Here is a 14,696-nt window from a genome sequence, read left to right as displayed (position 1 = left end):
ATCATGAACGCCGAACTCCGCAGCTTCCGCACCGAGGCCGAGACCGCGCTCGCCGAGGACTTCGCCGCGGCGCGCGACAGCCTGCCCGGCAGCGATATGGTCAAGGCCGCCCGCGAGCGCGCCTTCGCCTCGTTCCAGACCAAGGGGCTGCCGCATCGCCGCACCGAGCCGTGGCGCTATACCGATCTGCGCGCGCTTCTCCGGACCGTTCCGCCGCGCGCGGCGGGCGGCATGACTGCGTCGGAGCCTGCTGCCGATCCGCTGCCCGGCCTCGATCGCGCCCGGCTGGTGATCGTCGACGGCGTGTGGCGGCCTGACCTTTCCGATCTCGACGGGCTCGATGGCGTCGCCGTGACCGCGACCGAGCGGCTGCTGGCCGAGGGCGACGAGCGCCTCGGCGGACAGGCCGGCCGTCTCGACGATGCGATGGTGGCGCTCAATACCGCCATGATGGCCGGCGGCGTCACAATCGACGTTCCGGCCGGCATCGATCTGTCGCGCGCCGTCGAGATCGCCCATGTCACGACCGGCACGGTCGCGACCTATGTGCGGAACCATGTTTCCGTCGGCGCCGGGGGTTCGCTGCGGCTGATCGAGACCTTCTCCGGTGTCGACGCTGCCTATCAGGCGAATGTCGTGACCGAGGCGGTGATCGGCGATCGTGCCAAGGTCGTGTGGGCCAAGCTGCAGGCAGAAGGCGCGTCGGCCGTGCATATCGGGACGCTCGCGGCCTCGATCGGAGCCGAGTCGCAGTTCGACCATCTGACCCTGATGACCGGCGCCGCGCTTTCGCGCTCGCAGAGCTTCGTGAGCTTCGGCGGCGAGTTCGCCCGCGCCGGCCTGTTCGGGGCCACCATGATCGGCGGCCGCCAGCATTCCGATATCATGCTGGGCGTCGATCACGCCGTGCCGAACGGCGCCAGCCGCGAACTCTTCAAGGCCGTCATGGACGGCCGGGCGGAGGGCGTCTTCCAGGGCCGCATCGTCGTGCGGCCGGGCGCGCAGAAGACCGACGGCCGGATGATGACGCAGGGGCTGCTGCTCTCCGAGGAAGCGACTTTCTCGGTGAAGCCGGAGCTGGAGATCTTCGCCGACGACGTCCAGTGCGCCCATGGCGCCACCAGCGGCCAGATCGACGAGGACATGCTGTTCTACCTCCTGGCGCGCGGCATTCCTCGCGCCGAGGCGGAGACACTGCTCGTCACCGCCTTCCTCGCCGAAGCGATCGAGGGCCTCGGCGACGAGGCGATCGGCGAGGCCTTCGAGGTGGTGGCGCGCGAGTGGCTGGCGTCGCGCGGAAGGACGGTCTCGCCATGAGCGCGTCTTCCTTCGCGACGCCGAACACGGCCTATGACGTCGAGGCGGTCCGGCGGGATTTCCCGATCCTGTCGCGCATGATCCACGGCAAGCCGCTCGTCTATCTCGACAACGGCGCCTCGGCCCAGAAGCCGAAGGCGATGCTGGACGCGGTGGTGAAGTCCTATTCCGAGGACTATGCCAACGTCCATCGCGGGCTGCATCATCTCTCGAACGTCGCGACGGAAGCCTATGAGAAGGCACGGGAAACGGTGCGCCGCTTCCTGAATGTCGGATCGGTCGACGAGATCATCTTCACCAAGTCGTCGACCGAGGCGATCAACCTTGTCGCAGCCTCGCTCGGCGTCTGGGAGATCGGCGAGGGCGACGAGATCGTACTCTCGATCCTCGAACACCATTCCAACATCGTCCCCTGGCATTTCCTGCGCGAGCGCAAGGGCGCCGTCATCCGTTGGGCGCCGGTCGCCGAGGACGGAACGTTCCTCATCGAAGAATTCGAGAAGCTGATCGGCCCGCGCACCAGGCTCGTTGCGATCACGCATATGTCCAACGTCACGGGCACGGTCGTGCCGGTGAAGGAGGTCGTGCGGATCGCGCATGCCCATGGCGCCAAGGTGCTGATCGACGGCAGCCAGGCCGCCGTTCACATGCCGGTCGACGTCCGTGACATCGACGCTGATTTCTATGCGATCACCGGACACAAGCTCTACGGCCCGACCGGGATCGGCGTGCTTTATGGCAAGCTGGATCTCCTCGCCGCGATGCCGCCTTTCCTCGGCGGCGGCGAGATGATCCGCGACGTGACGGAGGATCTCGTCACTTATGCCGCGCCGCCGCACCGCTTCGAGGCCGGCACGCCGCCGATCGTCGAGGCGATCGGGCTCGGCGCCTCGCTCGACTATATCGATGCGCTTGGACGGGAGGCGATCGCGGCGCACGAGGCGGACCTCGCCGCCTATGCCCATGAGAGGCTCTCGGCCATCAACAGCCTGCGCATCTACGGAACGGCGCGCGGCAAGGGCGCGATCGTCGCGTTCGACATGGCGGGCGCGCATCCGCACGACATCGCGACGGTACTGGATCACGAGGGCATCGCCGTCCGCGCCGGAACGCATTGTGCCCAGCCACTCTTGCAACGCTTCGGCGTCACCGCCACCTGCCGCGCATCCTTCGGTCTCTACAACACGCGCGGCGAGGTCGACCGGCTCGCCGAGGCGCTGCTGAAGGCGCAGCGCCTGTTCTCCTGACACCCGATCGATCCCGATTGATCCCCAAGCATCGGACAGAGCCATGACCAGCGAAACCATGGACGAGAAGGCGGCGGAGGCCGCGCTGCCGCTGGCGACCCCCGGCGCCATCCCGCCGGAAGAGCTGGAGCGGCTGACGGGCGACATCGTGGCCGCGCTCAAGACGGTCTACGATCCGGAGATTCCGGCCGACATCTACGAACTCGGCCTTATCTACAAGGTGGACATCGACGACGACCGCAACGTCGCCATCGACATGACGCTGACGGCGCCGGGCTGCCCCGTCGCCGGTGAGATGCCGGGCTGGGTCGAAAACGCCGTCGGCGCCATCCCCGGCATCGGGCGCGTCGACGTCACCATGGTGTTCGATCCGCCCTGGTCGCAGGACCGGATGTCGGACGAGGCGCGCGTCGCGCTCGACTGGTACTGAGGATCCGGACATGCCCGCGCCGCGCATTTCCGGTGTTCTGGAGACCGCGCTCTATGTCGACGACATGGCGCGCGCCGTCGCCTTCTATCGGGACGTCGTCGGTCTGAAGCTGATGGTCGGCGAGGGCGACCCCCGCTTTGCCGCCTTCGATGCCGGCCCGTCGAGCGTGCTCCTCGTGTTCCGCCGTGGCGGCACGCTTGCCGATATCGAGTTGCCCGGCGGCCGCATTCCGGCGCATGACGGCAGCGGCCCGATGCATTTCGCGCTTCGCATCGCCGATGGCGACTACGAGGCCTGGCGGCGGCATCTCGAGGAGGTTGGCGTCGCGATCACAGCGGAGATGGTGTGGCCGCAGGGCGGGCGCAGCCTCTATTTCGCCGATCCTGACGGCCATGTCGTGGAACTGGCGACGCCCGGGATCTGGGCCAACGATCCTTTGAGGAATTCCTGAGTAATCGCCGCATCTTGCGGTAGCGGGTGCGATCGCCGATCTTAAGGGCACGAAACGAAGCGCGACCTCTGTCGCGGAAGTGGAGAAATCCGATGGGCGTCCGTTCACGCTTTGCCGTCATGTCGCTGACCGAGGCCGCCGCCGACCGCATCCGCGAGATCGTCGAGGACAGCGACGAGCCGGTCGCCGGCCTCAGGATCGGCGTCAAGAAGGGCGGCTGCGCCGGCATGGAATACACCATGCTGAAGGTCGCCGAGCCCGATCCGAAGGACGAACGCATCGACGCGCATGGCGTCAGCGTATTCGTCGATCCCTCGGCCGTGCTGTTCCTGATCGGTACGACGATGGATTTCGAGACCACCAAGCTCCGCTCAGGCTTCGTCTTCCGCAATCCCAACGAGGTCTCCGCCTGCGGTTGCGGCGAATCGGTGATGCTGAAGCCCGGCGAACTGCCGCCCGTTCCGGCCGCTGGCTGATCGTCGATGGTCGCAGTTCTGTTCGAGCGGCTGAAGCGCGACGCCGCGTCGGCTTGGTCCGCCTATATCGACCATGAGTTCGTGCGCGGGCTCGGCGACGGGTCGCTGCCGAAGCCGGCTTTCCAGCACTATTTGGTGCAGGACTATCTCTTCCTGATCGAGTTCGCGCGCGCCTATGCGATCGGTGTCTACAAGGCTCCGGATCTCGCCGAGATGCGCAAGGCGGCCGACGGCATCGGCGCGATCCTCAACGAGACCTCGCTTCACCTTCGCCTCTGCGCCTCGTGGGGTCTCTCTCCCGACGCGGTCGCCTCGACGCGGCAGGCGCGGGCGACCATCGCCTATACGCGCTTCGTGCAGGAGGCGGGCCTGCGTGGTGACATGCTGGACCTCGTGGTCGCGCTCTCGCCCTGTGTCGTCGGTTATGCCGAGATCGGGGCGGTGCTCGCGGCGCGCGGGCAGGGGCTCGACGACGGCGCCAACCCCTATGCGGCGTGGATCGCGGAATATGCGGGCGAATCCTATCAGGCGCTCGCTTTCGACAGCCTGGCGCAGATCGACCGCCTCGCCGCCCGCTCGCTGACGGAAGCTCGCTATCCGGCGCTGCTCGCGCTGTTCGAGGAGGCGGTGCGGCTCGAGGCGGATTTCTGGCAGATGGGCCTCGACGGATCGATGTGAGGCGTCATGGCCGACCGCGACTTCCTCGAGGAACTGTTCGAGCCTGTCGGCCGCGTCGAGCTGAAGCGCATGTTCGGCGGGCTCGGCGCTTTCCGCGACGGGCTGATATTCGCGCTCGTGCTCGACGATGCGATCTATCTGAAGAGCGACGACGCGACCCGCGCCCGTTTCGAGGCCGAGGGATGCGGCCCCTTCACCTATGCAAAGAAGACCGGACAGTCGGTCTCGCTCAGCTACTGGCGCTTGCCGGAGCGGCTGATGGACGACACCGAGGAATTTCGCATCTGGGCTCTCGAAGCCGTCGCCGTCGCGCATCGCGCCGGACCGGGAAAACCCGCGTCTGCGCGGAAGCGGAAGTCGGCCCGATAAGGTCCGGCCCGGTCATCGTCGATGCAGGGTCGGAGCGCGTTTCGGGCCGTTCGGTTCAGCCGTTCGGGCACATCACCGGGGCGCTGACGGACGAACCCGCCTGATTGCACGACCCGGGCGAGCCGAGCTCCTGGTTCGACTGGCAGCCCACGAGGGCGAAAGTGGCGACGATCAGAGCAAAAGCGATACGCATGGCAATCCCCAGCACGAATAGACTGACTCTAGCGATGGCCATCCGCCCTGTCGAGACGGGTGGCCGGACGCTCGGTTCCTGCACTATGGGTGCAACGGATTAAGGATTGATGGCGACGGCCGCGGACGGCACCCCGCCGCCTTCGCCGGCCTGCGCCGAAAGGGCGAGTTCGCGCAGCGCGCCGAGATCGACCTTGCCGGAGCCGAGCAGCGGCAATCTTTCGACGGCGACGACCGACTTCGGCAGCTGGATTTCCGAGAAGCCCTTGGCGCGGCCGAAGCGCTGCAGTTCGCCGAGCTCGGGATGCGGCCGCTCGGTCACGAGCACGATCTCCTCGCCCTTGCGCTCATGGGGGACCGCGGTCGCCGCGCTCGGATGGTCCGGCCAGAACTCTCCGGCCAGGGTCTCGATGGCGGCCAGCGACACCATCTCGCCGCCAACCTTGGCGAAGCGCTTGGCGCGCCCGGCGATGGTAACGAAGCCGCGGCCGTCGACCGTGACGATGTCGCCGGTATCGTACCAGCCACCTGCCGGCGGCTCGAGCCGACCCGGTGCCTCGGCGCGGAGATAGCCGCGCATGACATTGGGACCGCGCACGAGGAGCCTGCCGCCTTCCTCGATGCCCGCGACGGGCTCCAGCCTCAGCTCGATGCCGGGCAGCACACGGCCGACCGAGCCGGGCCGGTTGGCCATCGGCGTGTTGATCGCGATCACCGGCGCGGTTTCGGTGGTGCCGTAGCCCTCGAGGATGCGCAGGCCGAACTTTTCGGAGTAGAGGCGGCGCGTCTCCGCCTTCACCGCCTCGGCGCCGGCGAAGATGTAGCGCACGCTGTAGAAATCATAGGGATGCGCCATCCGCGCATAGCCGGCGAGGAAGGTGTCGGTGCCGAAGAGGATGGTCGCGTTCACGTCATAGGCGATCTCGGGAACGATCCGGTAATGCAGCGGCGAGGGGTAGAGCATCTGCCGCACGCCCGAATAGAGCGGCAGCAGGCAGCCCGCCGTCAGCCCGAACGCATGGAAGAGCGGTAGCGCGTTGAGGACGACATCCTCGCGCGAGAAGTCGATGACGCTCGAGATCTGCTGGCGATTGGCTTCGATCGCGGCATGGCTCAGCGAGACGCCCTTCGGCAGGCCTTCCGAGCCCGAGGTGAACAGCACGACGGCCTCGTCATCGGCGCCGCCGTTCCGGCCGAAGCGGAGGCGGCTCAGCCACAGCGGCGCGATCCCGCCGATGAGCGCAAGGAGCTTTGCGAACGGGCCGATCTCGTCGCGGAGGTCCTCCAGATAGAGGATGGTGCACGACGGGGCGAGCACACCGATCAGAGGCTGGAGCCGCCCCTTCTCGACGAACTGGCGCGAGGTGACGACGAGCTTCAGTTCGGCCGCCCGGCGCGCGGCATCGATCGCGGCCGGGCCGGCGGAGAAGTTGAGCATCGCCGGCACCCGGCTCCCCGCCTGCAGGGCGAAGAAGGTGACGACGGCCGCGATGGTGTTGGGCAGCAGCACGCCCACCCGCTCGCCGGCGCTGGTCCGCTTGGCAAGCGGCCGGCCGAGCGCGAAGGCGCCGCGGATGATCTCGCGATAGCCGACGGGCGAGCGCGTGACGTCTTCCAGCACGGGCCGGGCGCCGTTGAGGCTGCGGGCATGGACGAGGCTCTCGAAAAGCGTGCGCCGCGGCTCGCTCGTGGAGAACACCATCCCGGTCATGATGTCCTGCAGATGGGCCCCGGCCTCGGCGCGGCGCCGGCGGCCGACGAGCCCGGCGGGCAGTTCGATCGTGCGCGGCGGCAGCACGGTCAGGTGGATGCGCGGGAACAGGCGACGCTTCACCTTGCCCTTGAGGCGCGAGAAGATCGAATACTGCGCGCCGGCGATGCGCAGCGGGATGACCGGCACGCCGGCGAGCGCCGCGATCATCGCCGGTCCGTCATAGACCTTCATGAGCGCGCCCGTCACGGTGATCCGCCCCTCGGGGAAGATGACGAGCCTCCGCCCTTCCTTCACCAGCTTCACCATGGTGCGCACGGTGAAGGGGCTCGTCGGATCGACCGGAACGAGATCGAAGAAGCGGAAAGCCGGCTTGACCCACCAGCGATCGGCGATGAAGCGATTGATCGCAAACACCGGTCTGCCCGGCAGCAGGCAGCCGATCAGCACGGCATCGAGGAACGAGGTGTGGTTCACCACGACCACGGCCGAGCCTTCGCCCTCGCCATAGTTCTCAAGCCCCTCGACGCGGGCGCCGAAGAAGAGTTGCAGCAGGCGATGTCCGAAGGCCTTGATGACCTCGTCGGGAATAAGGCGCAGGCAGACGATCGCGGCGCCGATATTCGCGATGCCGAGCCAGAACAGTAGCTGCAGCGTCGTGACGCCGGCGGCGAGGAGGGCGGCGGAAACGATGGTGCCGCCGACCATCAGCGCCGCGTTCATGATGTTGTTGCCGGCGATCGCCGCCGAGCGCTCGTTCTCCGCCGCGCGCGACTGGAGCAGCGCATAGAGCGGCACGGTGAAGAGTCCGCCGCCGAAGGCGATGCCCACGAGGTCGAGGAGCACGCGCAGGCCAGCCGCCGAGGTCGCGAAATCGACGACGCTGAGAAGGTCGGCGCCGGGCAATCCGCCGAGCGCCGGGGCCGAGCGCGCGAGATCGATCATGAACAGGGCCATGATGAGCCCGCCGATCGGCGTGTGCCGCGCCGAGATATGGCCGCCGAGCAGCTTGCTCGTCGCCGCCGAGCCGAGCGCGATGCCGACGACGAAGGCCGCGACGAGGAGATTGGCCACCACTTCGTCCACGCGCAGCGTCGACTTCGCGAATTCCGGGAAGAGCGACATCACGACGAGGCCGATCATCCAGAACCACGAGATGCCGAGCACGGCGAGGAACAGCGATTTGCGCCGGCGGATGGCGGCGAAGGCGCCGCGATTGGCCTCCACGAAGGAGAAGCGGAAGGGCGGCGCATCGGCCGCCGGCGGGGCAGGGGGAACGAAGAAGGCCGCGACAGCGCCAGCGAGCGCCGCTCCGACGAGCCCGGCCACCGCGATCCAGGTACCGCCCAGCCCGATCGTGAGACCGCCGAACAGCGTGCCGAGCAGGATCGCGACGAAGGTCGATCCCTCGAACAGCGCGTTGGCGGCCACGAGCCGTTGCCGTTCCACGAGCTGCGGCAGGATCGAATACTTCGCCGGCCCGAAGATCGTCGATTGCACCGCGTAGAGGAACATGCCGAACAGCGCGAGCGGCGCGGAATGGATGACGATCGCCGTCGACGAGACGAGCGCCAGGATGACCTCGGCCACCCGCGTCCAGCGCACGACGAGGCGCTTGTCGATCGAGTCGGAAAGGCGTCCGGAAATGCCCGAGAACAGGAAGAAGGGCAGCATGAACACGCCGCCGCCGAGCGTCACCGCAACCTGCGGCGAGAGACCGAACAGGTCGGCACCGCCATAGGCGACCATGAAGCCGAAGGCGCTCTTGAGCGCGTTGTCGGCAAACGCGCCGAACCACTGCACGATGAAGAGCGGCAGGAATCCGCGCGTGCGGAGCAGCGAGGGCGGGGCTGCGGAAGAGGGGGCGGCGTCCATGGATCGAGCCTCGAACGGTTTCTGCGCGGTGGCAAGGACAGTCTGTTCTGAACAATGTTCAATTGCCTAGCACTGTTTTGAACATCGTTCAATATGGTGCTAGGGTGATGCGGCAACATCGCTGACGCCCGGCGATCGTCGCGCTTCCGCTCCGCGTGACAGGAAGGACAATGGCCCGCCGCAACGACCACACACCGGACGAGCTTCGCGCGATGGCGCTCGGCGCCGCGCGGGAAATCGCCGCGGCCGAGGGGCTGCGCGGGCTCACCGTGCGGCGCGTCGCGGAGAAGATGGGCTATGCGCCGGGGACGCTCTACAATCTCTTCGACAGCCTCGACGCTCTCATCCTGGCTCTCAACGGCGAGACGCTTGCGCGCCTCGGCCGGGACCTGGTGGCGGCCGGGGAGAGTGAGCCGTCCGGCCGCGCCACTGCTCTGGTCGATGCCTATTTCGATTTCGTCGAACGCCAGCCCTTGCTCTGGTCGGTCATCTTTGAGCACCGCATGCCGGGCGAGGGGGCTTTGCCCGGCTGGTACAGCGACGGTCTGTCGATGCTGATCGACGGCACGGTCGCTGCGCTCGCGCCTCTGCTCGGGGCGTGGCCGGAGGAACGCCGCCGCGCCGCCGTCGTCGCGATGTGGGCCGCGCTGCACGGCCTCTCGATGCTGGCGGTGAGCGGCAAGCTGGGGCTGGTCTCCGACGAGACGCCACGCAGCCTCGGACATCTCTTGGTGACGCGGGTCATCGGCGGCGAAGGGTGTGACCTCGGTCGCTCGTCAGTGTTGTCGTCAAATGCTAAGGCGAGCCAATGATGCGGGGGTGCCGGGCAGCCGGCGCCGAAGAGGGGCGGGGGGACTGACGTGCAGATCGCCGACATGGTTTCGAGGCTGGCGAAGACCAGCTTCTTCAACGGTCTCGAGAAGGACGACCTGGTCCGCCTCGCCCAGATCGCGCGCGTCGCCACCTACCCCGCCGATACGGTGCTCTTCTCGCAAGGCGATGAATCCGACGGCCTCTACGCGGTGGTGCGCGGCATCGTTCGCATCTTCATCACGGCGGAGGACGGGCGCGAGCTCACGATCCAGCTGTTCGAGGAGGGCGAGGTGATCGGCGAGATCGCGCTGATCGACGGGCTGCCGCGCAGCGCGGGCGCGGCGACGCTGACCGAGACGCAGCTGATCTTCGTGCCACGCCAGCCATTCATGGCGCTGCTCGATTCATCGCCCCGTCTGCAGCGTCAGATCCTGCTCGGACTGTGCGAACGCCTTCGCCACACCAACGATCAGATGAACCGCGCCGTCTTCCATGACCTGCGCCATCGTCTGCTGGTGCTGCTGCGCCAGCTCGCGCTCATCCATGGCAGCATCGACAAGGATCGCGCCGTCGTCGCGCTCGACCTGACCCAGGGCACGCTGGCGCAGATGCTCGGCGCCAGCCGCGAGGCGGTGAACAAGCAGATCCGGGCGCTGATCAAGGAGGGCCGCCTGTCGCTCGACGGCCATCACATCATCATCCACCGCTCCGTGAAGGAGCCGTAGCGGCGCGGCGGGCAAACGACGGGACCTTACCCTCTCCCACCGGGAGAGGGCACGGTGAGCGGCTCGGCCCTGCGCCTCAGGCCCTCAGCGCGGCGATCGCGGCGACGAGGCCGGCGGTCGAAGCGTCGCGCTTGTCGGCGCTTTCCTTGCCTTCGATCATCGGCAGCAGTTCCTTGGCGAGCTGCTTGCCGAGCTCCACGCCCCACTGGTCGAACGAATCGATGCCCCAGATCGTGCCCTGCACGAACACCTGATGCTCGTAGAGCGCGATCAGGCGGCCGAGCGTGAACGGATCGAGCAGCTGGTAGAGGATCGTGTTGGTCGGGCGGTTGCCGGGGAAGGTCTTGTGCGGCGCGAGGCGGTCGGCCTCGGTCGGCGGCTTGCCTTCGGCGATCAGCTCGGCGCGCGCCTCCTCGGTGGTCCGGCCCTTCATCAGCGCCTCGGTCTGCGCCAGGCAGTTGGCGAGCAGGAGATGCTGGTGCACGTCGTCCTTCTCATGGGCGCGGGCGCCGACGATGAAGTCCGCCGGAATCGGATCGGTGCCCTGGTGCAGCAGCTGGTAGAAGGCGTGCTGGCCGTTGGTGCCGGGCTCGCCCCAGACGAGCGGGCCGGTCGGCTGCGTGACGGGGCTGCCGTCGAGCATCACGCGCTTGCCGTTCGATTCCATGTCCTGCTGCTGGAGATAGGCGGCGAAGCGCAGGAGGCGCTGGTCGTAGGGCAGCACCGCTTTGGCCGGGAAGCCGAGCACGTTGCGGTTCCAGACGCCCACCATGCCGAGCAGCACCGGCAGGTTGCGATCGAGCGGCGCGTCGCGGAAATGGAGATCCATCGCATGCGCGCCGGCGAGGAAGGCGCGGAAATTCTCCGGGCCGACGGCGAGCATCACCGGCAGCCCGATCGCCGACCACACCGAATAGCGGCCGCCGACCCAGTCCCAGAAGCCGAACGTGCGGTCCGAGGCGATGCCGAACGCGTTGACCTTGTCGAGCGCCGTGGACATGGCCGCGAAATGGTCGCCGACCGCCTCCTCGCCGAGCGCCTCGACGATCCACTGCCGGGCGGTGCCCGCATTGGTCATCGTCTCGACGGTGGTGAAGGTCTTCGAGGCGACGAGGAACATCGTCGTCGCCGGATCGAGGTCCTTCAGCGTGTCGTGGATGTGCGCGCCGTCGACATTGGAGACGAAATGCGCGCGCGGGCCATCGTGATAGGGGCTCAGCGCCCGCGTCACCATGGCCGGGCCGAGGTCGGAACCGCCGATGCCGATATTGACGACATCGGTGAACTTGCCGCCCTTGCCGGCGATCGCGCCGCTGCGGACCTTGTCGGAGAATGCGCTCATCGCGTCGAGCACGGCATGGACGTCCGGTACGACGTCGTGGCCGTCGACCTTGTAGCTCTCGCCGGGCTGCGCGCGCAGCGCGATGTGCAGCACCGCGCGGTTCTCGGTGACGTTGATCTTGTCGCCGGCGAACATCATCGCGCGGCGGCCTTCGACATCGGCCGCGCGGGCGAGGTCGAGCAGCGCCACGACGGCGGCGGTATCGATGCGGTTCTTGGAATAGTCGAGCAGCATGCCGTCGGCCGACAGCGACAGGCGCTGGAAGCGCTGCGGATCGGCCGCGAACATCTGGCGCATCGACTGCGCCTCGACGCGATCCTTGTGGCTACGCAGGGCGGCGAAGGCGTTCGCGACGGCAGCCGCCGCAGCGGCTGTTCGGACGGCGGACATGGCGTTCATCCTCGGCATCTGTGGCGGAGCGCATCCGACATACGACGGCTGCCGCGCTTCGGCAAGGCGCAGCTCCGCCGGAGCAACGGCGTGAAAGGCCTTGGAAACCAAAGCATGATCGACCATTCTGCGCCGCGTTACAGACGGAACCGTTTCAGAGCAGCGTCTTGCAAAGCAAAGCCGATACCGAACTCGTCCGCCGGCAGAATCGCGGCCTCGTCCTCGAGGCGCTGCGCCGGGAAGGGATGATGGCCCGGGTCGAGCTCGGCCGCATCACGGGGCTCAGCCCGGCCACGATCTCGGCCATCACCGCCGATCTCCTGACCGAGAACCTGATCGTCACCGCCGCCATCGACGACAAGGCCGAGCGGCCGATCGGCCGGGGCCGGCCGCGCGTCGCGCTGTCGCTGAACGCCGAGGCCGCCTATGTGCCGGGCGTCAAGATCTCGCTGAACTCGGTGACGCTGCTGCTTGCCGACTATTCGGGCCATCTCGTGGAGACGAGCCGTCATCCGATTCCGACGGTCGGTCCCGAGGCGCCGGAGTTCGTCCCGCGCCTCGCGGCGCTCATCCGCGACGAGCTCGGCAAGCGGGGCATTCCGCTCCGTCAGGTGCCGGTGATTCCCGTCGCCATTCCCGGCGTCGTCGACCGCACGACGGGCCGGCTCGTCTGGAGCCCGACCGTCTCGGTCGATGTCGGCGCCGTTCCCGGGCCGCTATCCGAGGCGCTCGGCGTACCGGTCTCCATGACCAACGACGTCGACATGATGGCGCAGGCGCTGAACTCGCGCGATCCCAAGCGCTTCGGCGGCACCTTCGCCATCATCTTCATCGCCTATGGCATCGGCATGGGCCTCTACATCAATGGCCGCCTGTTCTCCGGCGCCTTCGGCTCCGGTGCCGAGTTCGGCCACACCAACCACATTCCCGGTGGCCCCCTTTGCCGCTGCGGGCGGCGTGGCTGCGTCGAGGCCTATGTGGCCGATTATGCGATCTATCGCTCGGTGGAGCGCCTGCCGCCCGACGAGCCCCCGGCCGACATCGATCCCGACGCGGACACGATGGCGAAGCTCGAGGCTCGCGCCCGTTCGGGCGAGGATCGCGTGCGCGCCGCCTATCATCAGGCGGGGCTCGCGCTCGGCTACGGTCTGTCGCGGCTGATGGGCATCATCAATCCCGAGCGGGTCGTGCTCACGGGCCGCGGCGTCGCGGCCTTCGACCTGATGCGCGAAGGTTTCCAGGCCGGCATCGACGAGGGTCTCGTCGCCGAGATCGGCCGCATGACCGAGATCGAGGTACTGTCCCCCGAGGACGACCTCGTCGATGTCGGAATTCTTGCCGGCGCGCTGCAGCGTCTCGACCGTGAGGTCTTCGCTAGCAGCGACCACGAGCCGGTCGCGCCGCGCCGCCGCTGAAGGCTCGGGCTCAGCGCTTCAGCCAGTCCTCGAGCCGCTGCACCGCCTCGGCGACCTCCGCCTCCGATCCGGCGAACGAGAAGCGGATGTGACCGTCGCCGCGCGAACGGTCGAAATCGAGGCCGGGCGTCGCGGCGACACCGGCTTCCTCGAGCATCGCCCGCGCGAAGGCGGCGGAGTCGTTGGTGAAGCGGCGCGTCGAGGCATAGACGTAGAAGGCGCCGTCGACGGGAAAGAAGTCGTCGAAGCCCATGGCGGGCAGGCGGTCCAGCAGCAGGCGCCGGTTGGCTGCGTAGCCGGCCTTGATCGCCTCCAGTTCGTCCGTCGCCTCGAAGGCGGCGAGCGCCGCGCGCTGAGAGAGGTCGGGCGCGGAGATGTAGAGGCTCTGCGCGATCCGCTCGACAGGACGGACCAGCTCCTGTGGCAGCACGGTCCAGCCGATCCGCCAGCCGGTCATGCAGTAGTATTTGGAGAACGAGTTGATGACGATCGCCCTGTCGGAGAAGGCGAGGGCGGTCTCCTCGCGTCCCTCATAGACGAGGCGGTGGTAGATCTCGTCCGAGATGAAGCGGATGCCCAGCCGATCGCAGGTCTCGGTCAGCGCCGCGAGCGCCTCGGGCGCCATCAGCGTGCCGGTCGGATTTCCGGGGCTCGCGACGAGCACGCCGGCGAGCGGCGCCGACTCGTGGGCGCGTTCCAGCATTTCGGGCGTGATGACATGCCGGTCCCGCGCGGCCGTCGGCAGTTCGACGACATGCAGTCCGAGCGCGGCGAGGATGTTGCGGTAGGCCGGATAGCCCGGCGAGGCGATGGCAACCCGGTCGCCATGGTCGAAGGCGGCGAGGAAAGCGAGATTGAAGCCCGCCGACGAGCCGGTCGTGATGGCGACGCGGCCGGCTGGGACGTCAACGCCGTAATGCTCGCCATAATGGCGGGCGATCCGCTCGCGCAGCGGCCGCCAGCCGAGCGCCTCGGTGTATCCGATCCGCTCGTCTTCCAGCGCCGCACGCGCGGCGTCGCGCACCCGCTCCGGCGTGCGTGCGCCCGGCTCGCCGATCTCGAGATGCAGCACCCGGCGTCCCGCCGCTTCGAGCGCGTTGGCGGCCGATTTCACGTCCATGGCGATGAAGGGAGCGACGGCGCTGCGGCGCGAGGCGCCGGCCTCGTTCAAGGGATCGTGTCTGGTCTCGTCCATCGGTCCGGCTTGCTGGTGGAGGGGGCGTCCTGTTATTGCCCCATTTGCCGGCCATCGATCGGATGGCGGC

At 68.0% G+C, this 14,696-nt stretch carries 14 protein-coding genes; 10 read left to right on the top strand and 4 right to left on the bottom strand.

All coding sequences use genetic code 11. The features are described 5' to 3' along the window. Window positions 1-3: 3 nt before the first annotated feature. From sufD to QO015_RS03325, 7 genes are all read left to right on the top strand, one after another. Entirely contained in the window at window positions 4-1,317 is a 1,314-nt protein-coding gene (sufD, locus tag QO015_RS03355) for a Fe-S cluster assembly protein SufD (RefSeq protein ID WP_266281471.1), read from the top strand. Continuing rightward, window positions 1,314-2,564, top strand: a complete 1,251-nt coding sequence (locus QO015_RS03350; RefSeq protein ID WP_266281473.1) for a cysteine desulfurase — start codon at window positions 1,314-1,316, stop codon at window positions 2,562-2,564. The genes sufD and QO015_RS03350 overlap by 4 nt, the downstream gene beginning before the upstream one ends. A gap of 43 nt (window positions 2,565-2,607) precedes the next feature. Beyond that, on the top strand, window positions 2,608-2,994 hold the full coding sequence (locus QO015_RS03345; protein WP_370877390.1) for an SUF system Fe-S cluster assembly protein: 387 nt from the start codon (window positions 2,608-2,610) through the stop codon (window positions 2,992-2,994). Between the two features lie 10 nt (window positions 2,995-3,004). Further along, complete coding sequence (locus QO015_RS03340) at window positions 3,005-3,445, top strand: VOC family protein (protein WP_266281475.1); 441 nt, start codon at window positions 3,005-3,007, stop codon at window positions 3,443-3,445. A 92-nt stretch (window positions 3,446-3,537) separates the two neighbouring features. Next, window positions 3,538-3,921: a Fe-S cluster assembly scaffold SufA gene (gene sufA, locus QO015_RS03335; protein ID WP_266281476.1), complete on the top strand. Its 384-nt coding sequence runs from the start codon at window positions 3,538-3,540 to the stop codon at window positions 3,919-3,921. A gap of 6 nt (window positions 3,922-3,927) precedes the next feature. Next, window positions 3,928-4,599, top strand: a complete 672-nt coding sequence (tenA, locus tag QO015_RS03330) for a thiaminase II (protein WP_266281477.1) — start codon at window positions 3,928-3,930, stop codon at window positions 4,597-4,599. A gap of 6 nt (window positions 4,600-4,605) precedes the next feature. Next, window positions 4,606-4,968, top strand: coding sequence for a TfoX/Sxy family protein (locus QO015_RS03325; protein WP_266281478.1), 363 nt, complete (start codon window positions 4,606-4,608; stop codon window positions 4,966-4,968). A 55-nt stretch (window positions 4,969-5,023) separates the two neighbouring features. Here the strand turns inward: QO015_RS03325 and QO015_RS03320 are convergent, their stop codons facing one another. Beyond that, the gene (locus QO015_RS03320) at window positions 5,024-5,161 is read right to left on the bottom strand and encodes a hypothetical protein (protein WP_266281480.1); all 138 of its coding nucleotides are present in this window, start codon (window positions 5,159-5,161) and stop codon (window positions 5,024-5,026) included. Between the two features lie 99 nt (window positions 5,162-5,260). Next, window positions 5,261-8,746 carry an acyl-[ACP]--phospholipid O-acyltransferase gene (locus tag QO015_RS03315; protein ID WP_266281482.1) on the bottom strand — a complete coding sequence of 1,162 codons (3,486 nt, stop codon included), beginning with the start codon at window positions 8,744-8,746 and terminating at the stop codon, window positions 5,261-5,263. A gap of 212 nt (window positions 8,747-8,958) precedes the next feature. Between QO015_RS03315 and QO015_RS03310 the strand changes: the two genes are divergently transcribed. Both QO015_RS03310 and QO015_RS03305 read left to right on the top strand, forming a co-directional pair. Continuing rightward, window positions 8,959-9,558 (top strand): TetR/AcrR family transcriptional regulator, encoded by a 600-nt coding sequence (locus tag QO015_RS03310; RefSeq protein ID WP_266281483.1) that lies wholly within the window; start codon window positions 8,959-8,961, stop codon window positions 9,556-9,558. A 48-nt stretch (window positions 9,559-9,606) separates the two neighbouring features. After that, entirely contained in the window at window positions 9,607-10,284 is a 678-nt protein-coding gene (locus tag QO015_RS03305; protein WP_266281485.1) for a Crp/Fnr family transcriptional regulator, read from the top strand. Window positions 10,285-10,360: 76 nt separating this feature from the next. On the opposite strand, the gene pgi is transcribed toward QO015_RS03305, so the two are convergent. Next, window positions 10,361-12,016 (bottom strand): glucose-6-phosphate isomerase, encoded by a 1,656-nt coding sequence (gene pgi / locus QO015_RS03300; protein ID WP_266281486.1) that lies wholly within the window; start codon window positions 12,014-12,016, stop codon window positions 10,361-10,363. Window positions 12,017-12,183: 167 nt separating this feature from the next. Between pgi and QO015_RS03295 the strand changes: the two genes are divergently transcribed. Further along, the gene (locus QO015_RS03295) at window positions 12,184-13,431 is read left to right on the top strand and encodes an ROK family protein (RefSeq protein ID WP_266281488.1); all 1,248 of its coding nucleotides are present in this window, start codon (window positions 12,184-12,186) and stop codon (window positions 13,429-13,431) included. A 10-nt stretch (window positions 13,432-13,441) separates the two neighbouring features. Here QO015_RS03295 and QO015_RS03290 read toward each other — a convergent pair whose 3' ends face one another. Further along, window positions 13,442-14,626, bottom strand: coding sequence for a pyridoxal phosphate-dependent aminotransferase (locus QO015_RS03290; RefSeq protein ID WP_266281489.1), 1,185 nt, complete (start codon window positions 14,624-14,626; stop codon window positions 13,442-13,444). Window positions 14,627-14,696 lie beyond the last annotated feature (70 nt).

The sequence above is a fragment of the Kaistia geumhonensis genome (assembly GCF_030815145.1).
GTDB classification, from domain to species: domain Bacteria; phylum Pseudomonadota; class Alphaproteobacteria; order Rhizobiales; family Kaistiaceae; genus Kaistia; species Kaistia geumhonensis.
This window is presented reverse-complemented; position numbering and strand designations above follow the sequence as displayed.